Origin of the sequence: Pseudomonas sp. PIC25, from assembly GCF_002286785.1 — a bacterium.
GTDB lineage: Bacteria > Pseudomonadota > Gammaproteobacteria > Pseudomonadales > Pseudomonadaceae > Pseudomonas_M.
In genome coordinates, this window is sequence record NZ_MUJY01000033.1 from 47,325 (window position 1) to 72,589 (window position 25,265).

23 protein-coding genes are annotated in these 25,265 nt (G+C 61.3%); 17 read left to right on the forward strand and 6 right to left on the reverse strand.

Translation table 11 applies throughout. The features are described from left to right. The first annotated feature begins 37 nt into the window (after positions 1 to 37). From BZL41_RS01870 to BZL41_RS01880, 3 genes are read left to right on the forward strand one after another with little or no spacing between them, the layout of a single operon-like run. Positions 38 to 562, forward strand: a complete 525-nt coding sequence (locus BZL41_RS01870; protein WP_095597726.1) for a L,D-transpeptidase — start codon at positions 38 to 40, stop codon at positions 560 to 562. A gap of 9 nt (positions 563 to 571) precedes the next feature. Then, positions 572 to 1,570: a beta-N-acetylhexosaminidase gene (gene nagZ, locus BZL41_RS01875; RefSeq protein ID WP_095597727.1), complete on the forward strand. Its 999-nt coding sequence runs from the start codon at positions 572 to 574 to the stop codon at positions 1,568 to 1,570. 14 nt (positions 1,571 to 1,584) lie between these two features. Then, on the forward strand, positions 1,585 to 2,322 hold the full coding sequence (locus BZL41_RS01880) for an S-methyl-5'-thioinosine phosphorylase (RefSeq protein WP_095597728.1): 738 nt from the start codon (positions 1,585 to 1,587) through the stop codon (positions 2,320 to 2,322). Between the two features lie 60 nt (positions 2,323 to 2,382). On the opposite strand, the gene BZL41_RS01885 is transcribed toward BZL41_RS01880, so the two are convergent. Continuing rightward, positions 2,383 to 2,907, reverse strand: coding sequence for a CsiV family protein (locus BZL41_RS01885; protein WP_095597729.1), 525 nt, complete (start codon positions 2,905 to 2,907; stop codon positions 2,383 to 2,385). 9 nt (positions 2,908 to 2,916) lie between these two features. Beyond that, the gene (mfd, locus tag BZL41_RS01890; RefSeq protein WP_095597730.1) at positions 2,917 to 6,369 is read right to left on the reverse strand and encodes a transcription-repair coupling factor; all 3,453 of its coding nucleotides are present in this window, start codon (positions 6,367 to 6,369) and stop codon (positions 2,917 to 2,919) included. Between the two features lie 138 nt (positions 6,370 to 6,507). Between mfd and BZL41_RS01895 the strand changes: the two genes are divergently transcribed. The 10 genes from BZL41_RS01895 (at position 6,508) to sthA (ending at position 17,165) form a co-directional block, all read left to right on the forward strand. Then, positions 6,508 to 7,977 (forward strand): glyceraldehyde-3-phosphate dehydrogenase, encoded by a 1,470-nt coding sequence (locus BZL41_RS01895; protein ID WP_095597731.1) that lies wholly within the window; start codon positions 6,508 to 6,510, stop codon positions 7,975 to 7,977. Between the two features lie 548 nt (positions 7,978 to 8,525). Then, complete coding sequence (locus tag BZL41_RS01900; RefSeq protein WP_095597732.1) at positions 8,526 to 9,863, forward strand: Na(+)-translocating NADH-quinone reductase subunit A; 1,338 nt, start codon at positions 8,526 to 8,528, stop codon at positions 9,861 to 9,863. Positions 9,864 to 9,866: 3 nt separating this feature from the next. Further along, positions 9,867 to 11,078 carry an NADH:ubiquinone reductase (Na(+)-transporting) subunit B gene (locus BZL41_RS01905; protein WP_095597733.1) on the forward strand — a complete coding sequence of 404 codons (1,212 nt, stop codon included), beginning with the start codon at positions 9,867 to 9,869 and terminating at the stop codon, positions 11,076 to 11,078. Then, on the forward strand, positions 11,071 to 11,859 hold the full coding sequence (locus BZL41_RS01910) for a Na(+)-translocating NADH-quinone reductase subunit C (RefSeq protein WP_095597734.1): 789 nt from the start codon (positions 11,071 to 11,073) through the stop codon (positions 11,857 to 11,859). Before BZL41_RS01905 ends, BZL41_RS01910 begins: the two co-directional genes overlap by 8 nt. Then, complete coding sequence (locus BZL41_RS01915; RefSeq protein ID WP_170837189.1) at positions 11,856 to 12,530, forward strand: NADH:ubiquinone reductase (Na(+)-transporting) subunit D; 675 nt, start codon at positions 11,856 to 11,858, stop codon at positions 12,528 to 12,530. The genes BZL41_RS01910 and BZL41_RS01915 overlap by 4 nt, the downstream gene beginning before the upstream one ends. After that, positions 12,530 to 13,138 (forward strand): NADH:ubiquinone reductase (Na(+)-transporting) subunit E, encoded by a 609-nt coding sequence (nqrE, locus tag BZL41_RS01920; protein ID WP_084334028.1) that lies wholly within the window; start codon positions 12,530 to 12,532, stop codon positions 13,136 to 13,138. The genes BZL41_RS01915 and nqrE overlap by 1 nt, the downstream gene beginning before the upstream one ends. 15 nt (positions 13,139 to 13,153) lie before the next feature. After that, positions 13,154 to 14,377, forward strand: a complete 1,224-nt coding sequence (gene nqrF, locus BZL41_RS01925; protein ID WP_095597735.1) for an NADH:ubiquinone reductase (Na(+)-transporting) subunit F — start codon at positions 13,154 to 13,156, stop codon at positions 14,375 to 14,377. 1 nt (position 14,378) lies between these two features. Next, positions 14,379 to 15,407: an FAD:protein FMN transferase gene (locus tag BZL41_RS01930; RefSeq protein WP_095597736.1), complete on the forward strand. Its 1,029-nt coding sequence runs from the start codon at positions 14,379 to 14,381 to the stop codon at positions 15,405 to 15,407. Beyond that, positions 15,404 to 15,640, forward strand: a complete 237-nt coding sequence (gene nqrM / locus BZL41_RS01935; protein ID WP_095597737.1) for a (Na+)-NQR maturation NqrM — start codon at positions 15,404 to 15,406, stop codon at positions 15,638 to 15,640. Before BZL41_RS01930 ends, nqrM begins: the two co-directional genes overlap by 4 nt. 130 nt (positions 15,641 to 15,770) lie before the next feature. Then, a complete protein-coding gene (gene sthA, locus BZL41_RS01940) occupies positions 15,771 to 17,165 on the forward strand; it encodes a Si-specific NAD(P)(+) transhydrogenase (RefSeq protein ID WP_095597738.1) in 1,395 nt (464 codons plus the stop codon). Positions 17,166 to 17,315: 150 nt separating this feature from the next. Here the strand turns inward: sthA and BZL41_RS01945 are convergent, their stop codons facing one another. Genes BZL41_RS01945 through BZL41_RS01955 form a run of 3 tightly spaced genes read right to left on the reverse strand, consistent with a single transcriptional unit; the run spans position 17,316 to position 18,922 of the window. Beyond that, the gene (locus BZL41_RS01945; RefSeq protein WP_095597739.1) at positions 17,316 to 18,035 is read right to left on the reverse strand and encodes a glycerophosphodiester phosphodiesterase; all 720 of its coding nucleotides are present in this window, start codon (positions 18,033 to 18,035) and stop codon (positions 17,316 to 17,318) included. 1 nt (position 18,036) lies between these two features. Beyond that, entirely contained in the window at positions 18,037 to 18,330 is a 294-nt protein-coding gene (locus BZL41_RS01950) for a phosphodiesterase (protein ID WP_095597740.1), read from the reverse strand. 10 nt (positions 18,331 to 18,340) lie between these two features. Continuing rightward, entirely contained in the window at positions 18,341 to 18,922 is a 582-nt protein-coding gene (locus BZL41_RS01955; RefSeq protein WP_095597741.1) for a PilZ domain-containing protein, read from the reverse strand. 97 nt (positions 18,923 to 19,019) lie between these two features. Between BZL41_RS01955 and BZL41_RS01960 the strand changes: the two genes are divergently transcribed. Genes BZL41_RS01960 through BZL41_RS01970 form a run of 3 tightly spaced genes read left to right on the forward strand, consistent with a single transcriptional unit; the run spans position 19,020 to position 22,207 of the window. After that, positions 19,020 to 20,270, forward strand: coding sequence for a lipoprotein-releasing ABC transporter permease subunit (locus BZL41_RS01960; protein WP_095597742.1), 1,251 nt, complete (start codon positions 19,020 to 19,022; stop codon positions 20,268 to 20,270). Next, positions 20,263 to 20,961 carry a lipoprotein-releasing ABC transporter ATP-binding protein LolD gene (gene lolD / locus BZL41_RS01965; protein ID WP_095597743.1) on the forward strand — a complete coding sequence of 233 codons (699 nt, stop codon included), beginning with the start codon at positions 20,263 to 20,265 and terminating at the stop codon, positions 20,959 to 20,961. Before BZL41_RS01960 ends, lolD begins: the two co-directional genes overlap by 8 nt. A 1-nt stretch (position 20,962) precedes the next feature. Next, the gene (locus tag BZL41_RS01970) at positions 20,963 to 22,207 is read left to right on the forward strand and encodes a lipoprotein-releasing ABC transporter permease subunit (protein WP_095597744.1); all 1,245 of its coding nucleotides are present in this window, start codon (positions 20,963 to 20,965) and stop codon (positions 22,205 to 22,207) included. Between the two features lie 103 nt (positions 22,208 to 22,310). Here the strand turns inward: BZL41_RS01970 and BZL41_RS01975 are convergent, their stop codons facing one another. Continuing rightward, positions 22,311 to 22,838 carry a DUF2062 domain-containing protein gene (locus BZL41_RS01975; protein ID WP_095597745.1) on the reverse strand — a complete coding sequence of 176 codons (528 nt, stop codon included), beginning with the start codon at positions 22,836 to 22,838 and terminating at the stop codon, positions 22,311 to 22,313. A 136-nt stretch (positions 22,839 to 22,974) separates the two neighbouring features. Between BZL41_RS01975 and BZL41_RS01980 the strand changes: the two genes are divergently transcribed. Further along, complete coding sequence (locus BZL41_RS01980) at positions 22,975 to 25,200, forward strand: DNA internalization-related competence protein ComEC/Rec2 (RefSeq protein WP_095597746.1); 2,226 nt, start codon at positions 22,975 to 22,977, stop codon at positions 25,198 to 25,200. Positions 25,201 to 25,265 lie beyond the last annotated feature (65 nt).

A 25,265-nucleotide genomic window follows, 5' to 3' on the forward strand; every position in this document is an offset into this window, starting at 1 on the left:
TGGGCGGCTCCGGTCTGATCGGCTAAGCTAGCCGCCCATGCGAACCCTCGATTTCCTGCACATTTCCATCGCCGATCAGTGCCTTTATGGCTTCGCTGAAGGGCGGTTGGTGTTGCGTCTTCCCGTTTCCACGGCCTTGAACGGCGCTGGCGAGTTGAATGGCTCCGGCTGTACGCCGCGGGGTCGGCATCAGGTGCGTGCGAGGATCGGGGAAGGGCTGCCATGTGGCGCCGTGCTGAGAGGACGACGCTGGACCGGCGAGGTCTGGTCGCCAGTGCTGCACGAACAGTTTCCCGGCCGCGATTGGATACTGACCCGGATTCTCTGGCTCAGCGGCTGCGAGCGCGGTCGGAATCGCCTGGGGAACGTAGACAGTTTTCGCCGTTATATCTATCTCCACGGTACGCCTGACAGCGAGCCGATGGGCGTGCCGCGCTCCCATGGCTGTATTCGCCTGCGCAATGCCGATCTCCTTGATCTATTCCCTCGCGTGCCGCTGCACTGTCCGGTACGTATCGATGAAGCGGCTTGCCCGGACTGGGCTCGGGCCGAACTTGACTAAGGAACATTCATGCAAGGTTCCCTGATGCTGGATATCGCCGGCACTTGGTTGACTGCCGAGGATCGTTGCCTGTTGCGGCAACCCGAGGTCGGCGGCCTGATTCTCTTCGCCCGCAATATCGAGCACCCGCGCCAGGTGCGCGAACTCTGTACTTCGATACGCGCTGTGCGGCCGGATTTTCTCCTCGCGGTGGACCAAGAGGGCGGACGTGTTCAACGCCTGCGCCAGGGGTTCGTGCGGCTGCCGGCGATGCGGGCGATTGCCGATAACGTCGACGGCGAGGTGCTGGCCGAGCACTGTGGATGGCTGATGGCGACTGAAGTGCTGGCGGTGGGCCTGGATATCAGCTTTGCGCCGGTTCTCGATCTGGATCATCAGCGCAGTGCGGTGGTTGGTAGCCGTGCTTTCGAGGGCAATGCCGAGCGGGCAGCCTTGCTCGCCGGGGCCTTCATTCGCGGTATGAACGCGGCCGGCATGGCGGCGACTGGCAAGCACTTTCCCGGTCACGGATGGGCCGAAGCCGACTCCCATGTGGCGATTCCGATCGACGAGCGCAGCCTGGATGAGATCCGGACGTGCGATCTGGTGCCGTTCGCGCGTTTGCATGGTCAATTGGCCGCCGTGATGCCGGCCCATGTGATCTACCCGGCGGTGGATACGCAGCCGGCGGGTTTCTCGCGGCGCTGGCTGCAGGACATTCTGCGTGGCGAGTTGGGTTTCGACGGCGTGATCTTCAGCGATGATCTCTCAATGGCGGGCGCACATGTGGTCGGCGATGCAGCCGATCGAATCGAGGCTGCGCTAGGTGCGGGATGCGACATGGGGCTGGTGTGTAACGATCGGGGCTCTGCCGAGTTGGCTCTGCAGGCGTTGCAACGGCTCAAGGTCGAGCGCCCGGCACGTCTCGCACGCATGCGTGGAAGGGGCTTCGTAACCACCGAGTACCGCCAGGACCCGCGCTGGCTGGCGGCCGTGGCGGCCCTGCGGAATGCTCAATTGATCGACTGAGGACGATAACAACGATGACTGTCTACGCCATTATCGGCGGCACTGGCCTGACCCAACTGGAAGGTCTGACCATTCGCCAGGCCCAATCCATGGATACGCCTTATGGCGCCCCGTCTGCGGACATCATGCGTGGCGAGTACGCCGGCCGCGAAGTGCTGTTCCTGGCAAGGCATGGCCAGCCGCACCGTATCCCGCCCCATCAGGTCAATTACCGGGCCAACCTCTGGGCGCTGAAACAGGCCGGAGCCAGCGCGATTCTTGCGGTGAATGCCGTAGGCGGCATCCATGCGGCGATGGGCACCGGGCATTTCTGCGTGCCGCATCAGATCGTCGATTACACCTCGGGCCGTGCGCATACCTTCTATGAGGGCGAGCTGGAGCACGTTACCCACGTGGATTTCAGTCATCCGTACGACGAGACGCTACGCGGCCGGCTCGTCGCGGCGTTGGTGGCAGAAGGCTGTGCCTATAGTGGCCACGGCGTCTACGGCTGCACCCAGGGACCTAGGCTGGAAACGGTCGCCGAAATCGCCCGCCTGGAACGTGATGGCTGCGATATCGTCGGAATGACCGGCATGCCGGAGGCAGCGCTGGCGCGGGAGCTGGCTCTGCCTTACGCCTGCTTGGCGCTGGTGGTGAACCCCGCAGCGGGCAAATCCGCAGCGTTGATCACCATGGCGGAGATCGAGCGGGCGCTGAATGAGGGGATGGGGAAGGTCAAGGCTGTACTGGGGCGGGTGCTGGCGGACTGATCGAGGTTTCAGGTTTCGGCAGCTCGAGCCCGAGCTGCCGCAGTTGCGTCTTCTTCCGCCTCAGAGAGGAGATACGCGGATCAGCAGCCCCAGGCTGCCGTGATCCAGATAGGTCAGTTCGCCATTCTTGAGCCGGCTGCCCTGCTTCATGTATTCACTGCCGACCAGTACACCATCCGCATCGAATTGGTTGACCCAGAACTCGGCTTCCAAATCCACCAAGCGGTTTTGGTTCATCGAGAGGGTACCTTCCACCGGGAAGTGCCCGAATTGCTCTTGCCCCGTGCTGACGATGATCTTGCTGGGTGTGGCACCGAGCATCTGTTGCCAGGCTTGATGTAGCAGCACCTGGTAGCCGTTGGCGGGGGTGAGCTTGGCTGCTTCGTTGTTCAGCGCCGTGGCTCGTTCGCTGCCGGCTCCCAGACGTTGTGCCCCGGCAGCCCAATCCTCGGGAGCGGGCTGGCTGGAAGGAATCGTCTCGCCCGCCTGGCGGAACAGGATCAGCTCGACTTGGTAGAGCCTATCGGCGAAGGCCGTTGGCGCGAGGAAAATGAGCAGCAGGGCAATGTAGCGAAGCGCAGGCATGTCGGGTCCTTAAGCGGATTGTGGAGTCAGGCGCTCGAGTAGCGCCTCCAGGGTGTTGAAGCGCTCTTCCGGGCGCTCCATCGGCACCTGGAATTTGAAGAGAGTGGCTCCTTCGAACTTGTAGCGATTGGGTTGGCTCTGGATCAATTTGATTAGCACTAGCGGATCGACGACGGTGTCGGCGGCGAATTCGATACGTCCGCCTTGCGGACCGGCGTCGACCTTGAGGATGCCGAGCTTCTCCGCCTGCAGTTTGAGCAGGGTCAGGCGCATCAGGTTCTTGGTCGGCTCCGGCAACAGGCCGAAGCGGTCGATCATCTCCACTTGCAACTCCTTCAGGCCGTCTTCGTCCGTGGCCGAGGCGATGCGCTTGTAGAGGATCAGGCGGGCATGCACATCGGGCAGGTAGTCCTCCGGGATCAGGGCCGGAACGCGCAGATTGATCTCTGGACCAGCACCCAGCGGCTGTTCCAGATTGGGCTGTTCACCCTTGCGGATGGCCTTGACTGCCCGCTCCAGCATTTCCATATAGAGCGTGAAGCCGACTGCCTGGATCTGCCCGCTCTGGCCTTCGCCGAGCAATTCGCCAGCGCCGCGGATTTCCAGGTCATGGGTGGCGAGAACGAAGCCGGCGCCGAGGTCCTGGGCATTGGCGATGGCCTCCAGGCGCTTTTCGGCATCCGGCGTCATGGCCTTGCGGGGCGGTGTCAGCAGGTAGGCGTAGGCTTGGTGGTGACTGCGCCCGACACGGCCGCGGAGCTGATGCAGTTGGGCCAGGCCGAACTTGTCGGCACGCTCGATGATGATGGTGTTGGCGCTGGGCACGTCGATACCGGTCTCGATGATGGTCGACGCCACCAGCACATTGAAGCGCTTGTGGTAGAAGTCGCTCATCACCTGTTCCAGTTCGCGCTCGCGCATTTGCCCGTGGCCGACGGCGATACGTGCCTCCGGCACCAGTTCGGCGAGGTCGCGGGCGCATTTCTCGATGGTCTTGACCTCGTTGTGCAGGTAATAGACCTGGCCGCCGCGTAGCAGCTCGCGCAGCAGGGCTTCCTTGATCACCGCGTTCTGCTGCTCCATGACGAATGTCCGTACCGACAGGCGCCGAGCAGGCGGTGTGGCGATGATCGACAGGTCGCGCATGCCGGCCACGGCCATGTTCAGGGTGCGCGGGATCGGCGTGGCGGTGAGGGTGAGGATGTCGACTTCGCTACGCAGGGCCTTGAGCTGTTCCTTCTGGCGAACACCAAAGCGGTGCTCTTCATCAATGATTACCAGTCCGAGGTTCTTGAATTTGACGTCATCTTGCAGCAGCTTGTGGGTGCCGATGACGATATCCACCTTACCTTCGGCGAGCTGCTGTACTGCGCCTTCGACTTCCTTGGTCGACTTGAAGCGGCTCATCACTTCCACCGTTACCGGCCAGTCGGCGAACCGGTCGCGGAAGCTGTTGTAGTGCTGCTGGGCGAGCAGGGTGGTCGGTACCAGCACGGCCACCTGCTTACCGCTGTGTACGGCGACGAAGGCGGCACGCATGGCGACTTCGGTCTTGCCGAAGCCCACGTCGCCGCAGACCAGGCGGTCCATCGGCTTTTCGGCCAGCATATCGGCGACCACGGAGTCGATGGCGGCCTGCTGATCGGGCGTTTCCTCGAACGGGAAACCGGCGGCGAAGGTAGCGTAGTCGGCGGCCGGGTCCTTGAAGGCATAGCCCTTGCGGGCGGCGCGGCGGGCATAGATATCGAGCAGTTCGGCGGCGACGTCGCGCACTTGTTCGGCCGCTTTGCGTTTGGCTTTCTGCCATTGCTCCGAGCCAAGCCGGTGCAGCGGAGCGAGAGCGTCGTCGCTGCCGGTATAGCGAGCGATCAGGTGCAGGCTGGCCACTGGCACATAAAGCTTGGCTTCGTCGGCGTATTGCAGGGCGAGGAATTCGGCGCTCTGTCCGTCTATTTCCAGAGTGATCAGGCCCAGGTAGCGGCCGACACCATGGTCGATATGTACTACCGGCGCGCCTTCACGCAGCTCGGTCAGGTTCTTGATGACGTTCTCGCCGCCATCGCGGCTCTTTTCGCGGCGCCGACGCTGCATGACGCGCTGGCCGAACAATGGACTTTCGGCGACCAGGGCGACGGCCGGTTCGTCGAGCAGCAGACCCTCATCCAGCGGCGCGATGCTGATGGCCAGGCGCTCCTGGCTTTTCAGGAACTGCGGCCAGCCGTCGACTTCCTGGGGCTTGAGTTTCAGGCGTGCCAGCAGTTCCAGCAGGACTTCGCGGCGGCCGGCGGACTCAGCGGTGAACAGCACGCGTCCGGGGAATTGATCCAAGAAGCGGCGCAGGGCGCCGAGTGGTTCGCTGGCCTTGGTCTCGATGGCCAGCTCGGGCAGTGGTTGGGCAGGGAAGCGTTCGCGGCCAACGCCGGGCTCGATGTCCTTCTGGTCAGCGACTATGCGCGGCCAGCTCTTCAGGCGGGCGAAGCAGTCTTCCACCGGTAGGAAAAGCTCGGCAGGCGGCAGGATCGGTCGCTCCGGGTCGACACGGCGATCTTCGTAGCGGTTGCGAACGTCGACCCAGAATTGTTCCGCTGCCTGTTCGATACCGGGCAGGGAAAAGACCTGGGTGTCCTGGGGCAGGTAATCGAAGAGCGTGGCTGTCTCTTCGAAGAACAACGGCAAGTAATACTCGATGCCCGCCGGGGTGATGCCGCTGGCAAGGTCCTGGTAGATCGGGCAGCGACGGAAATCGACATCGAAGCGTTCGCGAAAGCGCCCGCGGAAATCGGTGACGGCTTTCTTGTCCAGTGGGAATTCGCGGGCGGGCAGCAGGCGGATGGATTCCACCTTGTCGATCGAGCGCTGAGTTTCCGGATCGAAGGTACGCAGCGTTTCGATTTCGTCGTCGAACAGGTCGATGCGGTAGGGCAGGGGGCTGCCCATGGGGAACAGATCGATCAGTGCGCCGCGCACGGCGAACTCGCCATGCTCGTAGACGGTGTCCACGCATCGGTAGCCGGCCGCCTCGAGGCGTAGGCGCATCTGTTCGACATCGAGCCGCTGCCCTACGTCCAGCACCAGGCTCGATCCGAGCAGGAATCGGGTCGGCGCCAGACGATGTAGGGCGGTGCTGATCGGCACTACCAAGATGCCGTGCTTCAGCTCGGGAAGACGGTACAGGCTGGCGACGCGCTGCGAGATGATGTCCTGGTGCGGAGAAAAGACATCGTAGGGCAGCGTTTCCCAGTCGGGGAAATGCAGTACCGGCAGGTTTGGCGCGAAGAAGGCCAATTCCTGCTCCAGGCGCTCGGCGCTCTGGCTGTCGGCGGTCAGCAGCAGGGTGAAGCGTCGGGCCGCGCTGGCGGCTTCGGCAATGGCCAGGGACAGGACGGCACCGGGCAGGTTGCCCCAGTGCTGTTTACCGGTCGCAGCCGGCAGGGTCGGGAGGCGCAGTACGGATACGGACACGTGCAGTCGTGACTCCGGTCTAGTTTTGGCCGGAGCGATTGTAACTATCCGGCCGTTTCGCTGTCAGTGTTTCGTCCGCTGCAGATTGCCGCCGAATGAGCGCGCCGTCATAATGTAGCCCCTTTTTTCAGCCCCTACATGTGGAAGGTATTGCCCGTGACTCAGAAGCCCGACCAGTGTCTCGGTGAATGGATTGATCGTGAAGCCCTTGCGGAAGCGATGATTCCGCTGATCGGCCAGCTCTACCGTAACAACAACGTGGTGACGTCGATTTACGGCCGCGGCCTGATCAATCGCTCGGTGATCGCGATTCTCAAGGCCCACCGCTTCGCACGTCACCGTCTGGTGGACGAGACCGAGCTGTCGGTGCACGAGACATTCCCGATCCTGAAGATCATGAGCGAGCTCAAGCTGGGCGCCGCATCGGTCGACCTGGGCAAGATGGTCGCCAAGTTCAAGGCGGAAGGTAACGGTCGCAATATCGAGCAGTTCGTGCGTGACGAGCTGGCCGATGTGGTTGGCAAGCAGAGCAGCGCTCCTCGCGAGGGCACCGATGTCGTTCTGTACGGCTTCGGCCGTATCGGTCGCCTGCTGGCACGCATCCTTATCGAGAAGACCGGTGGTGGCGATGGGCTCCGTCTGCGGGCCATTGTCGTGCGCAAGGGCGCCGAGAATGATCTGGTCAAGCGTGCCAGCCTGCTGCGTCGTGATTCCGTGCATGGCCCGTTCGACGGCACCATCACCATCGACGAAGCGAATAACACCCTGACCGCCAACGGCAACCTCATCCAGGTGATCTATTCCAACGATCCGTCTTCGGTGGACTACACACAGTACGGTATCAAGGACGCTCTGCTGGTGGATAACACCGGCAAATGGCGGGACGCCGAAGGTCTTGGCCAGCACCTCAAGTGCCCGGGCATTGCTCGCGTCGTATTGACCGCTCCGGGCAAGGGCGCCCTGAAGAACATCGTGCACGGCATCAACCATGCCGAGATCACCGATGACGACAAGATCGTTTCCGCGGCGTCCTGCACCACCAACGCCATCGTTCCGGTGCTGAAGGCGGTCAATGACAAGTTCGGTATCGTAAACGGCCACGTCGAAACCGTTCACTCCTATACCAACGACCAGAACCTGATCGACAACTTCCACAAAGGAAGCCGTCGTGGTCGCAGCGCCCCGCTGAACATGGTGATCACCGAGACCGGTGCCGCTACTGCCGCCGCCAAGGCGCTGCCGGTACTGAAAGGCAAGCTGACCGGCAATGCCATCCGTGTTCCGACGCCGAACGTCTCCATGGCCATTCTCAACCTGAACCTGGAAAAGGCCACCAGCCGCGAGGAGATCAACGAGTACCTGCGCCAGATGGCCATGCACTCGGATCTGCAGAAGCAGATCGATTTCGTCAGCTCGCAGGAAGTGGTGTCCAGTGACTTCGTCGGCTCGCGTCATGCCGGTGTGGTGGATGCCGAAGCGACCATCTGCAACGACAACCGTGTCGTTCTCTATGTCTGGTACGACAATGAGTTCGGCTACAGCTGCCAGGTGGTGCGCGTGATGGAGGAGATGGCTGGCGTCAACCCGCCCGCTTTCCCGCGTGCCTGACGGTTGAGTCGGTAAGACGGAACGGGAGCTTCGGCTCCCGTTTTGCTTTTTCAGGGGCTGGATTTTTTTCGGTGCCAGCCAGGGGCGCGGGATTCGGCTCGAGAACTCTTGCTGCGGGGCGATGCTGCCGAGTTTCAGAGTGACCCGGGTCGTTTCGGTCGCGTCTTTCCGGGCATTGCCGCTTTGGCCTCCTGGTGTCCTCCGCTTGTCTCGTACGAAGGCCAGGGTAGGGGTTCGACCAATGGATAAGAGAAAAAATCAAAGGAATCGGGTAGCGGAGGACGTGGTTTTTCGCGACGTCTTTTTTCTGACCTTCTCCTTGCTTTTGATCAAGTCCCGGATGTCTGACAGCTTATGGAAATCGTAAAAAAAGCAAGCGCTTGGGTGGCCAGTGTGGGGACCGGCCTCTATAATCGAGCGGATTTTTTACCTGGGTTCGAATACATCATTCATGTCGATAACGCCAGCGGCACGATGTCGCGGCGTTCGGCTCGAGGGTGTCTTCGTTCCTGAAAAAAGCTTTCTAAAATCAGTGGTTAGGCAAACCTATGATCAAAATAAAACGTGGGCTCGACTTGCCCATAACAGGTGCGCCGGCGCAGCGTATCGAGGCCGGAAGGCCGGTTCGTAGCGTCGCCGTCATAGGCTTCGATTATCACGGGATGAAGCCGACCATGCAGGTACAGGTCGGTGATCGGGTCAAGCTCGGTCAGGTTCTCTTCTCCGACAAGAAGACGCCGGGTGTGCATTACACGGCGCCGGCTGCCGGGGTGGTGAGTGCCATTCACCGTGGTGAGAAGCGTGTCCTGCAATCGGTGGTGATCGACATCGATGGCGATGAACAGGAAACCTTCGCTCAGTATCCGGCTTCGCAGCTGGACAGCCTGAGCAGCGAGCAGGTCCGCGAAAACCTGCAACAGTCCGGTCTATGGACTGCATTGCGCGCCCGTCCGTTCAGCAAGGTGCCGGCGATTGATGCCACACCGAGCTCCATTTTCGTGACGGCTATCGACACCCACCCGCTGGCTGCCGATCCGGCGGTGATCATTGTCGAGCACGCTGCCGACTTCGAGAATGGCCTCAAGGTGCTGGGCAACCTCGCCAAGGTCTTCCTCTGCAAGGCAGATGGGGCCAGCGTGGCGGGCGAAAAGCTGGCGAAGGTCCAGACTGAGTCCTTCTCCGGGCCACATCCTGCCGGCCTGCCGGGCACCCACATTCATTTCCTCGATCCGGTCAGCGCATCCAAGAGCGTCTGGACCATCAACTACCAGGACGTGATCGCCGTCGGCAAACTGTTCACCACAGGGCAGTTGTGGATGGAGCGTGTGGTGTCGCTGGCCGGTCCGGTGGTCGAGAAGCCTCGCCTGGTCCGTACCCGTGTTGGTGCCAGCCTGGATGAACTGACTGCCGGTGAGCTGCAGCCCGGCTACAACCGCGTCGTATCCGGCTCGCTGTTGGGTGGTCGTACTGCCCACGGTGCGTTCGCCTACCTGGGCCGCTACCACCTGCAGGTGTCCTGCCTGCGCGAAGGCAACGACCGCGAAATGCTGCATTACCTGCGCGCCGGGGTGAACAAGCATTCCGTGTTGAACATCTTCGTTTCCAAGCTGATGGGTGCGAAGAAATTTGCTTTCTCCACCACCACCAACGGCAGCCCGCGCGCCATGGTGCCGGTCGGCAACTACGAAGAAGTGATGCCGCTGGACATCCTGCCGACCCAATTGCTGCGTTCGCTGATCGTCGGCGATACCGAAGTGGCACAGAAACTCGGTTGCCTGGAGCTGGACGAGGAAGATCTGGCGCTCTGCACCTATGTCTGTGCCGGCAAGTACGAATACGGCCCGATCCTGCGGGATAACCTGACCCGTATCGAGAAGGAGGGTTGATCCATGGGTATTCGAGCATTTCTCGACAAGATCGAGCACAACTTCGAAAAAGGCGGCAAGTACGAGAAGTGGTATGCGCTTTACGAAGCCATCGACACCTTCTTCTATCGTCCCGGCAGCGTGACCAAGACGACTGCTCACGTGCGCGACGGCATCGACCTCAAGCGCATGATGATCACCGTCTGGATGTGCACCTTTCCGGCGATGTTCTTCGGTATGTGGAACGTCGGTTACCAGGCCAACCTGATCTTCGCAGCCAACCCTGAACTACTCGCGGCTCAGGACGGCTGGCGTTTCGCGCTGACCGGTGCGCTGGCCGGTTTCGACCCGAACAGCCTGTGGGACAACTTTGTCCAGGGCGCAGCCTACTTCCTGCCGATCTATGCGGTGACCTTCATCGTCGGTGGTTTCTGGGAAGTGCTGTTCGCGTCGGTCCGCAAGCATGAGGTCAACGAGGGCTTCTTCGTTACTTCCGTGCTGTTCGCCCTGATCCTGCCACCGACCATCCCGCTCTGGCAGGTTGCTCTCGGCATCAGCTTCGGTGTGGTAATCGGCAAGGAAGTCTTCGGCGGTACCGGCAAGAACTTCCTCAACCCGGCACTGACCGGCCGTGCCTTCCTCTTCTTCGCCTATCCGGCACAGATGTCCGGCGACGCTGTGTGGACTGCCGTCGACGGCTTTGCCGGCGCAACGGCGCTGAGCTTGAGCGCTGCGGGTGGTATCGAGAACGTGATTGGCCATGGCATCACCTGGATGGATGCCTTCATCGGCACCATGCACGGCTCGGTAGGTGAAACCAGCACGCTGGCCATCTTCATCGGCGGCGCCGTGCTGCTGATGACCAAGATCGCGTCCTGGCGCATCGTCGCCGGCGTGATGATCGGTATGATCGGGCTCAGCCTGCTGTTCAATGCAATCGGCTCGCAGACCAATCCGATGTTCGCCATGCCTTGGTACTGGCACATGGTGGTGGGTGGCTTCGCCTTCGGCATGGTCTTCATGGCCACCGACCCGGTGTCGGCTTCCATGACCAATGTCGGCAAATGGATCTTCGGTGCCTTGATCGGTGTGATGGTCGTATTGATCCGTGTGGTCAACCCGGCCTTCCCGGAAGGCATGATGCTGGCGATTCTGTTCGCCAACCTGTTCGCACCGCTGATCGACCACTTCGTCGTTCAGGCCAACATCAAGCGGAGGCTGGCACGCAATGTCTAGTCAAAAAGAATCCACCGTCCGTACGCTGACGGTGGCGGTCCTGGTTTGCCTGGTGTGCTCGGTATTCGTTGCCGGCGCCGCCGTGGCCCTGAAACCGACCCAGCTCGACAACCGCCTGCTGGACAAGCAGCGCAGCATTCTCTCCATCGCTGGCCTGGGTCAGCCGGGAATGCCGGCTCGTGAAGTGAAGGAGCTGTTCAACAGTCGCATCACCACCAAGGTGGTCGACCTCGAGACGGGCAAATTCACCGATGCACAGGACCCGAAGACGTTCGATCCGTTGAAGGCAGCCAAGGACCCGAAGCTGTCCAAGGTCCTGTCGGGTGAGGAAGATATCGCCTCGATCAAGCGTCAGGAGCGTTACACCACGGTCTATCTGGTGGAGAAGGACGGACAGCTCGATACCCTGATCCTGCCTGTTCGCGGTTACGGCCTGTGGTCCACCCTGTATGGCTTCCTGGCCATCAAGGGTGATCTCAATACCGTGGTCGGCATGGGCTTCTACCAGCATGGCGAGACGCCCGGCCTGGGCGGTGAGGTCGACAACCCGAAATGGCGCGGCCAGTGGCCGGGCAAGACCCTTTTCGCCGAAGACGGCACGCTTGCCGTGGATATCGTCAAAGGCGGTGTAGACCCGCAAAGCCCGAAAGCCGTGCACCAGGTCGATGCTCTGGCCGGTGCAACCCTGACCAGTAAAGGGGTGAACAACCTGTTGCATTTCTGGTTGGGCAAGAACGGCTTCGGTCCTTTTATCGCTAACCTGCGCGCCGGGGAGGCCTGATCATGTCGCAACCGACTATCAAAGAAGTACTGTTCAATCCGGTTCTGAACAACAACCCCATCGGCCTGCAGATCCTTGGGATCTGCTCGGCGCTGGCGGTGACGTCGAACCTCAAGACCGCCCTGGTGATGTCCATCGCCCTGTCGCTGGTGACCGGCTTTTCCAACCTGTTCATTTCGATGATTCGCAGCCAGATCCCCAGCTCGATCCGTATGATCGTGCAGATGGTGATCATCGCGTCGCTGGTGATCGTGGTGGACCAGATCCTCAAGGCTTATGCCTTCAGCCTGTCCAAGCAGTTGTCGGTATTCGTCGGCCTGATCATCACCAACTGTATCGTGATGGGTCGTGCCGAAGCCTTCGCCATGCAGAACCCGCCAATCCTGTCGTTCTTCGACGGTATCGGTAATGGGCTCGGCTACAGCGCCATGCTGATCGTGCTCGGCACGTTCCGCGAGCTGTTCGGCGCCGGTAAGCTGATGGGTTACGAGATCATTCCGGTAGTCAACGACGGTGGCTGGTACCAGCCGAACGGGCTGCTGTTGCTGCCGCCTTCGGCATTCTTCCTGATCGGCCTGATCATCTGGGGCCTGCGCTCCTGGAAGAAGGAGCAGGTCGAGCCCGCTGCCTTCAAGATGGCCCCGCAGGTATCCAATAAGGAGGCCTACTAATGGAGCATTACATCAGCCTGTTCGTGCGGGCCGTGTTCGTCGAGAACATGGCGCTTGCCTTCTTCCTCGGCATGTGCACCTTCATCGCCATTTCCAAGAAGGTCGAAACCGCCATCGGTCTGGGCATCGCGGTCATCGTGGTGCAGGCCATCACTGTGCCGGCCAACAACCTGATCTACACGTACCTGCTCAAGGACGGTGCGCTGGCCTGGGCCGGTCTGCCGGAAGTCGATCTCAGCTTCCTCGGTCTGCTCAGCTACATCGGCGTGATCGCGGCGATCGTGCAAATCCTCGAGATGCTGCTCGATAAGTACGTGCCGAGCCTGTACAACGCGTTGGGGGTCTTCCTGCCGCTGATCACTGTGAACTGCGCCATCATGGCGGGTTCGCTGTTCATGGTGGAGCGGGACTACAACCTGGCGGAGAGTGCCACCTATGGCGTGGGCTCCGGCCTGTCCTGGGCGTTGGCAATCGCCACTCTGGCGGGCATCCGCGAGAAGCTCAAGTACAGCGACGTGCCGGAAGGCCTGCGCGGCCTGGGCATCACCTTCATCACCATTGGCTTGATGTCCCTGGGCTTCATGTCCTTCTCCGGTGTCCAGCTGTAAGGAAGGGATGACTACATGAATTACGAAATTTTCCTGGCCATCGGAATGTTCACCGCCATCGTACTGGCCTTGGTGGTGATCATCCTGCTGGCGCGCGCCAAGCTGGTATCCAGCGGCGACGTGACGATCGAAATCAACGGCGAGAAAACCATCACGGTGCCGGCCGGCGGCAAGCTCCTGCAAACCCTGGCGGCAAACAATATCTTCCTCTCGTCCGCCTGTGGCGGCGGCGGTACCTGCGCCCAGTGCAAGTGCATCGTCGAGAGCGGTGGCGGCGAAATGCTGCCGACCGAAGAGTCGCACTTCACCCGACGCGAAGCGGGCGAGGGCTGGCGCCTTTCCTGCCAGACTCCGGTCAAGCAGGACATGAAGATCGAGGTGCCGGAAGAAGTCTTCGGTGTGAAGAAGTGGGAGTGCACGGTGGCGTCCAACCCCAACGTCGCCACTTTCATCAAAGAGCTGACACTGAAGTTGCCCGAAGGCGAGAACGTGGACTTCCGTGCGGGCGGCTACGTCCAACTGGAATGCCCGCCGCACGTGGTGAACTACAAGGACTTCGACATCCAGCCCGAATACCGTGGCGACTGGGACAAGTTCAACATGTGGCGCTACGTGTCCAAAGTCGACGAGACCGTGATCCGTGCCTACTCGATGGCGAACTACCCGGAAGAGCGCGGTCTGGTGAAGTTCAACATCCGTATCGCGTCGCCGCCGCCGGGCAAGGACCATATTCCTGCGGGCAAGATGTCTTCCTGGGTATTCAATCTGAAGCCAGGCGACAAGGTTACCGTGTATGGTCCCTTCGGTGAGTTCTTCGCCAAGGATACCGACGCCGAGATGGTGTTCATCGGCGGCGGTGCCGGCATGGCACCGATGCGTTCGCACATCTTCGACCAGCTGAAGCGCCTGAAGTCCAAGCGCAAGATCAGCTTCTGGTACGGCGCGCGTTCGTTGCGCGAGGCCTTCTACGTCGAGGAGTACGACCAGCTCCAGGCGGAGAACGAGAACTTCCAGTGGCATCTGGCGCTCTCCGATCCCCAGCCCGAGGACAATTGGACCGGCCTGACCGGGTTCATCCACAACGTGCTGTACGAGAACTACCTGAAGGACCACCCGGCTCCGGAAGATTGCGAGTTCTACATGTGCGGCCCGCCGATGATGAACGCGGCGGTGATCAAGATGCTGACCGATCTGGGTGTAGAGCGGGAGAACATCCTTCTCGACGACTTCGGCGGCTAGCATGATTGCTGCAATACTCAAGCCCGTCAGCGTCGCCGCACTTGCGGCTGCCCTGACGGGCTGCTTGTTTTCCGACACGGTAGAAACCTTCGGTGGCCCTACGATGGGCAGCACCTACTCGGTCAAGTACGTACGCGGTTCGGGTATGCCGGGTATCGAGCAGATACAGCCCGAAGTGGAACGCATCCTGGCCGATATCGACCGCCAGATGTCCACCTACCGCAGCGATTCCGATATCGAGCGTTTCAACGAAGCGCCAGGTGATACCTGCATGGCGATGCCGGAACCCGTCCTGACTTTGGTGAGGGCCGGTGACCGATTGTCGCGACTCAGTGAAGGCTCGTTCGATCTGACGCTGGAGCCGCTGCTCAACCTCTGGGGCTTCGGGCCCAAGGCCCGGGCAGAGAAAGTCCCCAGTGCCGAAGAGCTTGCCGCGGTACGCGAACAATTTGGCTATCAGCATCTTTCCATCCAGGGCGATCAGCTTTGCAAGGATGCTCCGGTCCAGGTCGATTTCAACAGTATCGCCGCCGGCTATGCCGTGGATCGGATTGCCGAGCGGCTTCAATCCCTTGGATTGACCAGCTATCTGGTGGAAGCGACGGGCGAGTTGAAGGCGGTGGGCAAGAAGCCGGATGGCTCACCCTGGAGAATCGCCATCGAGGCGCCACAGAGTGGAGAGCGCGTGGCGCAGAAGATTCTTGCCTTGGATGGCTATGGTGTTTCCTCTTCGGGGGATTACCGTAACTACTTCGAGGAAAACGGGCGCCGTTATTCCCATACGCTCGATCCACAAACGGGGGCCCCGATCAGCCATAAGTTGGCGGCGGTCACCGTGGTGCATGCAGAAACCCTGCAGGCGGACGGGCTGTCTACTCTTTTAATGGTGCTCGGTCCCGAGCGCGGCTATGCCTTCGCCGAGCGCGAGGGGATTGCGGCCTTTTTCGTGACTCGTGAGGGGGACGGTTTCGTCACCCGGAGCACTCCCGCATTCGATGCGCTGTTCGCGGCGCAAGGAGAAACACCATGACGTGGTTGATCGTATTCGCGGTCATGCTTCTGGTTGTCTTGGGCATGGCCATCGGCGTGATCATGGGGCGCAAGCCGATCGCCGGCTCCTGTGGCGGTATCGCTAACCTGGGTATCGAGAAAGAGTGCTCGATCTGCGGTGGCGATTTCAGCAAATGCGAAGAGGCGAATGCCGACAAGGCTCCGGGCAAAGCCGGTGCCAGCGATCTCGCCTACGACGCCAGCAAGCGTTGAACGTTTCATCTATCCGACCAGCGTCGGATGGGATCTGCCGGAACACATAAGAAAGCGATGGCCGGGATCGTCGCGATCCCGGTTCTGCCGAGGCAGCGTTTGCGCTTCGGCCTGTCCTCAAGGAGTAATCATGGCGGTCTATAACTACGATGTCGTGGTGCTGGGTTCGGGCCCGGCGGGTGAAGGCGCGGCGATGAATGCCGTGAAAGCGGGGCGCAAGGTTGCGGTGGTCGACAACCGTCCGCTGGTCGGGGGCAACTGTACGCACCTCGGCACCATCCCCTCCAAGGCGCTGCGACACTCCGTGCGGCAGATCATGCAGTTCAACACCAACCCCATGTTCCGTCAGATCGGCGAGCCGCGCTGGTTCTCCTTCCCCGACGTACTCAAGAGCGCGGAAAAGGTCATCGCCAAGCAGGTTACGTCGCGCACCGGTTATTACGCCCGAAACCGCATCGATACCTTCTTTGGCACCGCGAGCTTCTCCGACGAGCAGACGATCGAGGTGGTATGCCTCAACGGTATGGTGGAAAAGCTGGTCGCTCAGCAGATCGTGATCGCTACGGGGTCGCGACCCTACCGTCCGGCAGATGTCGATTTCACGCATGCACGGGTCTATGACAGTGACACCATCCTGACCCTCAGCCATACGCCGCGTCGCCTGATCATCTATGGAGCCGGCGTGATCGGCTGCGAGTACGCGTCGATCTTCAGTGGCCTGGGGGTGCTGGTCGATCTCATCGACAATCGCGACCAGTTGCTCAGCTTCCTCGATGATGAGATTTCCGATGCGCTCAGCTACCACCTGCGCAATAACAATGTGCTCATCCGCCACAACGAGGAGTACGAGCGCATCGAAGGCGTGGATAACGGCGTTGTCCTGCACCTGAAGTCCGGCAAGAAGATCAAGGCCGATGCCTTGCTCTGGTGTAACGGACGAACTGGCAACACCGACAAGCTGGGGTTGGAGAACATCGGTATCAAGGTCAACAGCCGCGGCCAGATCAAGGTCGACGAGCATTACCGGACCGAGGTCAGCAACATTTACGCGGCGGGCGACGTGATCGGTTGGCCCAGCCTGGCCAGCGCGGCCTATGACCAGGGGCGTTCGGCAGCGGGCAGCATCGTCGAGAACGATAGCTGGCGCTTCGTCGACGATGTTCCGACGGGTATCTACACCATCCCCGAGATCAGCTCCATCGGTAAGAACGAGCGTGAGCTGACTCAGGCCAAGGTGCCTTATGAAGTGGGTAAGGCCTTCTTCAAGAGCATGGCGCGTGCCCAGATCGCTGTCGAACCGGTGGGCATGCTGAAAATCCTCTTCCACCGGGAGACCCTGGAAATCCTCGGCGTGCACTGCTTCGGCTACCAGGCATCGGAGATTGTCCACATTGGCCAGGCGATCATGAACCAGAAAGGCGAGGCGAATTCCATCAAGTATTTCGTCAATACCACCTTCAACTACCCGACTATGGCTGAGGCTTATCGGGTTGCTGCGTTCGACGGTCTAAACCGGCTTTTTTGAGCCGCTCCGACCGGTGGCCTGAGCCGGTCGGGGAGGAACCTCTCGGTGCGCTCCGGGATTGGCGTTGGCCGAATCGGGAGAGTTTCTGAGCAGGCAATTGGAAAAAGGAAACCGGCCCTTGCGGCCGGTTTCTTTTATCTGTGGGATCGCTCAGCGCGTCAGAGTGGCCATTGCCAAGCCGGGAAAGTCGGTAATCAGGCTGTCGACACCGAAGTCGGCGAGCCGGCGCATGAGGGCTGGCTCGTTCACTGTCCATACCGATACATGCAGCCCCTGTTTCTGTGCTTTCTCGAGACGTTCCGGTGTGCACAGCGTCCAGTTCAGGGCCAGGAGTTCGCAGCCATTGTGCTTGGCGACTTTCAGCGGGTCGAGCCAGGCATATTCGGCTACCAGACCTCGGGATAACTGGGGTGTCAGGCGGTTCAGGGCTCTCAATACTTCCCGCGAACTGGACGTTACGGTGACTTTGTCGAGCAGGCCATATCGTTCCGCCAGCGCCTGGATGGCCAACACCGTACGGGCGGCGCGCACGCGCGAAGCGCTTTTCACCTCGAGCTGCCAATGCTCGAAATCGCATTTCTCGAACAGCTCGCTGAGTCGAGGGATGGGGCAGGGATGCACCCAGCCCGGCCCGCCCTGGCGTGCGTCATAGCCCACCAGTTCATCGGCGCTGTGCTGCACGACCTTGCCGTGACGCCCGGTGGTGCGCTTCAGCGTCGGGTCGTGGATCACCATCAGCTCGCCGTCGCGAGAGAGATGGAGGTCCAGCTCGCAACGGCGAACACCATGCTCCAGGCACTTCTGGAAACTGGCGAGGGTGTTTTCCGGTGCTTCGCCTTTGGCGCCGCGATGGCCGTAGATCAGAGTCAACTCATTCTTCCTTCGGGTGACGGGGCTGGTGATGGCGGACGCTGTCGATGACGCGGCCGCTTTCGAAATAGACGGAAAAGTCCCGGTAATCCCAGCGGGTGATCGGTGGTCGGCCGACAGGGGGACGCTCTTCATCGGCCAGGCCGAAGCGCTCGAGAACGGCACGCTGCGATTCGCCGCGGGCGGGCATCGCAATGTCCGTGGCGCCTTGTTGCCCGACCGGGATTTCCAGGGTTTCGGCGAAGCAGGGCAGGGTAGTGGTGAGCAACAGGGCGAGCAGTAAGCGGCGTGGCATGGTCATCTCATCATTGCGGATCGGGGCGTTCGCGGGCCTGGCGGCGTTCCATGGCCTGCTTCTGGAGGATATGACGAGCCAGCAGTTGCCGCTGTGCATCGGTCAACGCTTCGAACTCGGCGCCGATTTCGAATGATCCGTCCGCACGGGGTTGGCAGTGGACTACCCGCCCTTGCAGCAGCATGCCCAGTGCCTGGGGCATCAACACCATGCGCAAGGAGAGCAGCGTCCCCGCAGAAAATGCCCCGGAATGGGTGAAATTGATGCCGCCCTCGGACAGCACCACGGTCTTGCGCGTGCCGATCTCGCGAAGGAGCCCTTGCGCCAGTGCCTGGCCCAGGAGATCGATGCGTTTGTTGATGACCTTCAGGTAGTTGGCGAGGGTTCGGTCGCGCTCGCTGATGTGTCGCAACAGATGTTGCGATTCGAAGTCCATCAGGTGCAGTTCGCTGAGCAGGTTGAACAGCGGCGGGGTATCGGGAAGATCGCCGGCCGGTCCGTTACCGGAGTTTTCGGCAGGGCGAATTTCCAATGCGATCGTATCCGTGATGCGATAGTATTCGCGGCGATCGTCTACATCTTTGGTCGACATGGCGAACCCATGGCTGCAGTAGTGTTCAGAGTGTAAAGCCGCTATCCGGGCCTCGCCACAAGGACGTCCCTTCTTTCGCCAGCGAATCAACTCTTCTATGTTCAGACCGCTGTCCGTCTACATCGGCGCGCGATATACGCGTGCCAAGCGCCGTAACCACTTCGTATCCTTCATTTCCCTCACTTCCATGATTGGCCTGGCGCTGGGCGTACTGGTGATGATCGTGGTGCTGTCAGTGATGAACGGGTTCGATCATGAGATGCGAACCCGCGTGCTGGGCATGGTGCCTCATGCCACCATCGAGGGCGACCAACCGATCGGCGATTGGCGTGATATCGCCCAGCGGGTGATGAAGAACCCGCAGGTGCTGGCGGTGGCACCCTTCACGCAGATGCAGGGCTTGCTCACCCATGATGGTAAGGTGCAGAAGGTACTGATCAATGCCATCGATCCGGAGGAAGAGCGCAAGGTATCGATCATCGGCGACTTCTTCCGTGAAGGCAGCCTGGAAGCGCTGAAAGCCGGCGAATTCGGCATCGTCATCGGCGACAAGGCGGCGAGCAAGCTGGGCGTCGGTCTGGGCGACAAGATCACCTTTGTCGCGCCCGAGGTCACGGTTACGCCGGCGGGCATGTTTCCCCGGATGAAGCGTTTCACGGTGGTGGGCATTTTCCATGTCGGTGCCGGCGAGCTGGATGGCTATGTGGCCATGACTCATTTGCAGGACCTGGCGCGGCTGCATCGTTGGCAGGCTTCCCAGGTCCAGGGGGTTCGCCTGAAGTTCGACGATCTCTTCCAGGCGCCGCGAACGGCCTGGGAGTTGGCACTTTCCCTGGGGCGCGACGAGTATTACGCCCGCGACTGGACCCGCACCCACGGCAACCTGTACCAGGCGATCCGCATGGAAAAGGCCATGATTGGCTTACTGCTGCTGCTGATCATTGCGGTGGCCGCGTTCAACATCATTTCCACGCTGGTCATGGTGGTCACCGACAAGAAGGGTGACATCGCCATCCTGCGGACCCTCGGCGCGACGCCACGGCAGATCATGGGCGTCTTCATGGTGCAGGGTACTGTCATCGGCGTGGTCGGCACACTGATCGGGGCGGTGCTGGGCATCTTTGCCGCCCTCAATATCAGCGCCTGGATCGCTGCACTGGAGCGCTTGCTGGGCCACAAATTCCTCAATGCCGACGTGTACTTCATCGACTACCTGCCTTCCCAACTGATGGGCGAGGACGTGCTGTTGATCTGTGCCGCTGCGTTGGTCCTGAGTTTCCTCGCCACCCTTTATCCGGCCTGGCGTGCCGCGCGCACCCAGCCCGCGGAGGCCTTGCGCTATGAGTGATATTTCCGTTCAGGGCAAGGCTGTCCTGAGTTGCCGCGATCTGGGCAAGAGCTACGAGCAAGGCCCGCAATCGGTCGAGGTGTTGAGCAACGTGCAATTGGAACTGCACCCTGGTGAGCGGATCGCCATCGTCGGCAGCTCCGGGTCTGGCAAGAGTACCTTGCTCAATCTCTTGGGTGGCCTGGATACGCCGAGCCACGGCAGCGTATGGCTGGCGGGCCAGGAGCTGTCCGCACTGAGCGAGAAGGCCCGTGGCCTGTTGCGCAATCGTCAGTTGGGCTTCGTCTACCAGTTCCATCACCTGTTGCCGGAGTTCACGGCGCTGGAGAACGTCTGCATGCCGCTGCTGATTGGCCAGACGCCGATCGCCGAAGCCCGCCAGCGGTCCCAAGCGCTGCTGGAACGGGTCGGCCTCGGTCATCGTACGGCGCACAAGCCGGCGGAGCTGTCCGGTGGCGAGCGTCAGCGGGTAGCCATCGCCCGGGCATTGGTCAACCAGCCGGCCCTGGTCTTGCTTGACGAGCCGACCGGCAACCTCGATCAGCATACGGCCCACGGTATCCAGGAATTGATGCTGGAACTGAGCAAGTCGTCGCGGACCTCCTTCCTGGTGGTGACCCACGACATGCAACTGGCACGGCAGATGGACCGAGTGCTGCGTCTGGAAGAAGGTCGGTTGGTGGCAGCCTGATATGTTCAAGCCTCTCGCGATCTTCATCGGTACCCGCTACACCCGGGCCAAGCGACGCAACCACTTCATCTCGTTCATCTCCCTGACCTCGATGATCGGTCTGGCGCTGGGTGTCCTGGCGATGATCGTCGTGCTGTCGGTAATGAACGGGTTCCAGAAGGAGATGAGCTCTCGTATTCTCGGCATGGTGCCGCATGCGACACTCTCGGGTACCCAGCCGTTGGACGACTGGCAGCCGGTGGCCGCCGCCGCGTTGAAGAACTCTCAAGTGATAGCCGCTGTGCCGATCAGCGAACTGGAAGGCATGCTTTCCTACCGGGGGGGGATGCAGCCGATTCAGGTGAACGGTATTGATCCGCGGATGGAGTCGAAGGTTTCCATCATCGGTTCGCACATGCAGCAGGGGAGCCTGGAAGCGCTAGCGCCCGGTGAGTTCGGGATGGTCATTGGTGATATCACGGCACGGCGGTTCCGCCTCAACGTGGGGGACAAGCTGACGCTCATCGTTCCCGAAATCAGTTCCGCTCCGGGCGGTATCACACCACGCATGCAGCGTTTCACCGTGGTCGGTGTGTTCAAGGTCGGTGCCGAGCTGGATGGTTCGCTGGCTTTGATCGATTTGGAAGATGCAGCCCAGATACAACGCTGGCAGCCCCATCAGGTGCAGGGCGTGCGCCTTGCGCTGAAGGATTTGTACCAAGCACCTCAAGTGTCCAGCGCGATTGCCGCCCAGTTGGGCGAGGGCTTTCGGGCGGATGACTGGACCCATACCCAGGGCAGCCTGTTCAGTGCGATGAAGATGGAAAAGACCATGATCGCGTTGCTGCTGCTGCTGATCATTGCCGTGGCAGCCTTCAACATCATCGCGACCCTGGTCATGGTGGTCGCCGACAAGCGTGCGGACATCGCCATCCTGCGCACCCTCGGTGCCACGCCGGGCCTGATCATGGCTGTCTTCATGGTTCAGGGGACGGTCATTGGTCTTGTCGGTACCCTGATTGGCGGGGTGTTGGGCGTGTTGGCCGCGTTGAACGTCAGTAGCCTGATCGGCTGGCTGGAACGTGTCACTGGCCAGCAGATCCTCAGTTCAGATGTCTACTTCATCAACTATCTTCCGTCCGACCTTCAGGCGCTCGACGTGGTGTTTATCTGTAGCGCTGCGCTGATCCTTAGCTTCCTGGCGACACTCTATCCCGCCTGGCGCGCATCGCGTACCCAACCGGCGGAAGCGCTGCGCTACGAGTGATCGATGCGGGCGGAGACCGAGACTCTCTGCCCGCCATGTCACAGAAGTCCCGAAGGTGGGCGCGCTAGACTCCGGCAGCTCGATAGTGCCAGACGCCCAAGAGTCAGGTGTTGCGTTGCCGGCGGACTTCCTGGCGTTTGCGCCAGTTGTGCCGGACCCACCAGCGCCAATAAGTCATGGTGAGGAAGTAACCCAGGACCGCAAACACAAGCCCTGTTGCCAGCGAGCCAACCAGAAGCGGTTCCCAGAGCGAGGCGAGCTTGGCACTGATCCAGGCCATCGTCAGCTCGGCGGGCATGTTTTCCGAGGGTGTCCGCAGAATCCAGGTCCCCAGTTTGTAGGTGCAGAAAAACACCGGCGGCATAGTGATGGGGTTGGTCAGCCACACCAAGCCCACGGAAATAGGCAGGTTGGCTCGCATCGGTACGGCGAGCGAGGCGGCCAGGAGCATCTGCATGGGTATCGGGACGAAGGCGGAGAACAGGCCAACCGCCATGGCGCGGGCGACCGAGTGACGATTGAGATGCCAGAGGTTGGGGTCGTGGATCAGCTTGCCGAGAAAGCGCAGGGACTTGTTCCCTTTGATGCTCTCTGGATTGGGCATGTAGCGCTTGAAGAAACGACGCGGCATGAAGGCTCTCTGGCAAACGGAAGCGGGCTTATTATGCACCCATTCACTACAGGCTGCTGTCAGAGTTTGTGACAACGAATAGCAGGTACAGGTCGGACGACGTCGGCCGGCGCTGCCTGTTGAGGAGCTTCACTCAATGCGCACAGGGATCGTTGCGTTCGTCGCCGGGCTGCTCGCCCTGCGCTTTCTTTCGGCGTTACCGCCGGCCTGGCTGCTGTCCGCCCTCGCCTTGTTCGGCTTGATGCTGTTGCCTTTCCGCAGCTATCCCTTGGCTTTCTTTCTGTTCGGTTTCAGTTGGGCATGCACCTCGGCGCAATGGGCGCTGGATGACCGGCTGCCGCCTGCGCTGGACGGACAGACCCTCTGGTTGGAAGGGCAGGTGAGTGGTTTGCCGGAGCATCGGGACGGCGTGGTGCGATTCCAACTGGACGGAGCCGTGTCACGGCGTACCCGACTGCCGCAGAGTATGCGTCTGGCCTGGTATGGCGGGCCTCCGGTACAGGCCGGTGAGCGTTGGCGCCTGGCGGTGCGCTTGAAGCGACCCCATGGCTTGGTCAATCCCCAGTCGTTCGATTACGAGGCTTGGCTGCTTGCCCAGCGGATCGGTGCGACCGGTACGGTGAAAAGTGGAGAGCGGGTACGAGCGGCACAAGGGCCTTCGGCGTGGCGCGATTCGCTGCGTTTGCGCATGCTGCAGGTCGATGCGCACGGCCGTCAGGGCGGCGTTGCTGCATTGGTGCTGGGAGACGGCTCCGGCCTGACTCCAGCGGACTGGCGTCTGCTGCAGGATACCGGCACCGTCCATTTGCTGGTCATCTCCGGCCAGCACGTCGCGCTCTTGGCGGGCTTGATCTATGCCTTGATTGCCGGCTTGGCGCGCTGGGGCTTGTGGCCGAAGTCCCTGCCTTGGCTGCCATGGGCTTGCGGCCTCGCTTTCGTCAGCGCCCTGGGTTATGGGCTGTTGGCCGGCTTCGAGGTTCCGGTGCGGCGTGCCTGTCTGATGGTGGCCGTGGTGCTGATCTGGCGGCTGCGGTTCCGTCACCTTGGTGTCTGGCTGCCGTTGCTCCTGGCGCTGGCTGGGGTCTTGTCACTGGAGCCTCTGGCCAGTCTTCAACCGGGTTTCTGGTTGTCTTTCGGTGCTGTCGCGATTCTCTCGCTGGTGTTCAGTGGGCGTCTTGGTGCCTGGTCCTGGTGGCGCACGCTCGGACGGGCGCAGTGGACGATGGCGGTGGGCCTGTTGCCCCTGCTGCTGGCGCTGGGATTACCAATCAGTGCCAGCGGTCCTCTGGCCAATCTGCTGGCGGTACCCTGGGTCAGCGTGATCAGCGTGCCCCTGGCCTTGCTGGGTACCTTGCTACTGCCGGTTCCCTGGCTTGGCGAGGGCTTGCTCTGGCTGGCAGGTTGGTCGCTGGAATGGCTGTTCCTGATCCTCGGGGCTATCGCCGATTGGCTGCCGGCCTGGCTTCCTCCAAAGCTGCCGTTGTGGTGCTGGGTGCTGGCCGCGATAGGAGCACTGCTAGTGCTGCTGCCGGCGGGTGTCCCTGTGCGCGGTCTCGGTCTGGCGTTGCTCGTGCCTTTGTTCTTTCCGCCTCTGGACAGGCCCGCGGTTGGCAGAGCGGAAGTCTGGCTGTTGGATGTCGGCCAGGGGCTTGCAGTGCTGGTGCGGACGAATGGGCATGCGCTTCTCTATGACACGGGACCGCGCTTCGGCGAATTCGATATCGGTGAGCGCGTCGTCCTGCCCTCCGTGCGTAGCCTGGGGGTGCAACGGCTCGATGTCATGCTGCTGAGCCATGCGGACAACGATCATGCCGGCGGTGCCCTGGCAGTCCAGAGAGGAATGCCGGTGACCAGGGTACTGAGTGGCGAGCCGTCGCGTTTGTCCGCCCGGCTGGAGGCGGGTGCTTGCGTAGCGGGCGAGAGCTGGGAGTGGGATGGTGTACGTTTCGCCACTTGGCGCTGGGCCGATGCGGATAAAGGGAACGCGACATCCTGCGTGTTACTCATCGAAGCCAATGGCGAGCGCCTGCTGCTGACGGGCGATATAGATGAGGCCGCCGAACGTGCCTTGGTCGGCAGCGGCATGACCGTACGGGCCGACTGGTTGGTAGCGCCTCATCATGGTAGCCGAAGCTCCTCGTCTCCGACCTTCCTGCAGGCGGTTGCTCCCCGTGCCGTGCTGATTTCACGGGGGTGGCACAACGCCTTCGGCCATCCCCATCCTTCCGTACTCGCCCGCTATCGCCGGCTTTCGCTCGAGATCCATGACAGTGCGCTGACCGGGGCCGTACGGGTACATCTGGGCGAATGGCTGCCCGCGCAAGCGTTACGTGCACAGGGACGATTCTGGCGGGAAAAATGAGAACCGGAGCGGTCGGCGGAGGGATGTCCCTATGCTAGAGTGTCGCCACTTTTTCGAGGGGGATT

Bases quoted from the DNA above. Each gene is read 5' to 3' on its own strand.
- BZL41_RS01870 (WP_095597726.1), top strand. From the start codon at position 38: ATGCGAACCCTCGATTTCCTGCACATTTCCATCGCCGATCAGTGCCTT.
- nagZ (WP_095597727.1), top strand. From the start codon at position 572: ATGCAAGGTTCCCTGATGCTGGATATCGCCGGCACTTGGTTGACTGCC.
- BZL41_RS01880 (WP_095597728.1), top strand. From the start codon at position 1,585: ATGACTGTCTACGCCATTATCGGCGGCACTGGCCTGACCCAACTGGAA.
- BZL41_RS01885 (WP_095597729.1), bottom strand. From the start codon at position 2,907: ATGCCTGCGCTTCGCTACATTGCCCTGCTGCTCATTTTCCTCGCGCCA.
- BZL41_RS01895 (WP_095597731.1), top strand. From the start codon at position 6,508: ATGTGGAAGGTATTGCCCGTGACTCAGAAGCCCGACCAGTGTCTCGGT.
- BZL41_RS01900 (WP_095597732.1), top strand. From the start codon at position 8,526: ATGATCAAAATAAAACGTGGGCTCGACTTGCCCATAACAGGTGCGCCG.
- BZL41_RS01905 (WP_095597733.1), top strand. From the start codon at position 9,867: ATGGGTATTCGAGCATTTCTCGACAAGATCGAGCACAACTTCGAAAAA.
- BZL41_RS01910 (WP_095597734.1), top strand. From the start codon at position 11,071: ATGTCTAGTCAAAAAGAATCCACCGTCCGTACGCTGACGGTGGCGGTC.
- nqrE (WP_084334028.1), top strand. From the start codon at position 12,530: ATGGAGCATTACATCAGCCTGTTCGTGCGGGCCGTGTTCGTCGAGAAC.
- nqrF (WP_095597735.1), top strand. From the start codon at position 13,154: ATGAATTACGAAATTTTCCTGGCCATCGGAATGTTCACCGCCATCGTA.
- BZL41_RS01930 (WP_095597736.1), top strand. From the start codon at position 14,379: ATGATTGCTGCAATACTCAAGCCCGTCAGCGTCGCCGCACTTGCGGCT.
- nqrM (WP_095597737.1), top strand. From the start codon at position 15,404: ATGACGTGGTTGATCGTATTCGCGGTCATGCTTCTGGTTGTCTTGGGC.
- sthA (WP_095597738.1), top strand. From the start codon at position 15,771: ATGGCGGTCTATAACTACGATGTCGTGGTGCTGGGTTCGGGCCCGGCG.
- BZL41_RS01950 (WP_095597740.1), bottom strand. From the start codon at position 18,330: ATGCCACGCCGCTTACTGCTCGCCCTGTTGCTCACCACTACCCTGCCC.
- BZL41_RS01955 (WP_095597741.1), bottom strand. From the start codon at position 18,922: ATGTCGACCAAAGATGTAGACGATCGCCGCGAATACTATCGCATCACG.
- BZL41_RS01960 (WP_095597742.1), top strand. From the start codon at position 19,020: ATGTTCAGACCGCTGTCCGTCTACATCGGCGCGCGATATACGCGTGCC.
- lolD (WP_095597743.1), top strand. From the start codon at position 20,263: ATGAGTGATATTTCCGTTCAGGGCAAGGCTGTCCTGAGTTGCCGCGAT.
- BZL41_RS01970 (WP_095597744.1), top strand. From the start codon at position 20,963: ATGTTCAAGCCTCTCGCGATCTTCATCGGTACCCGCTACACCCGGGCC.
- BZL41_RS01975 (WP_095597745.1), bottom strand. From the start codon at position 22,838: ATGCCGCGTCGTTTCTTCAAGCGCTACATGCCCAATCCAGAGAGCATC.
- BZL41_RS01980 (WP_095597746.1), top strand. From the start codon at position 22,975: ATGCGCACAGGGATCGTTGCGTTCGTCGCCGGGCTGCTCGCCCTGCGC.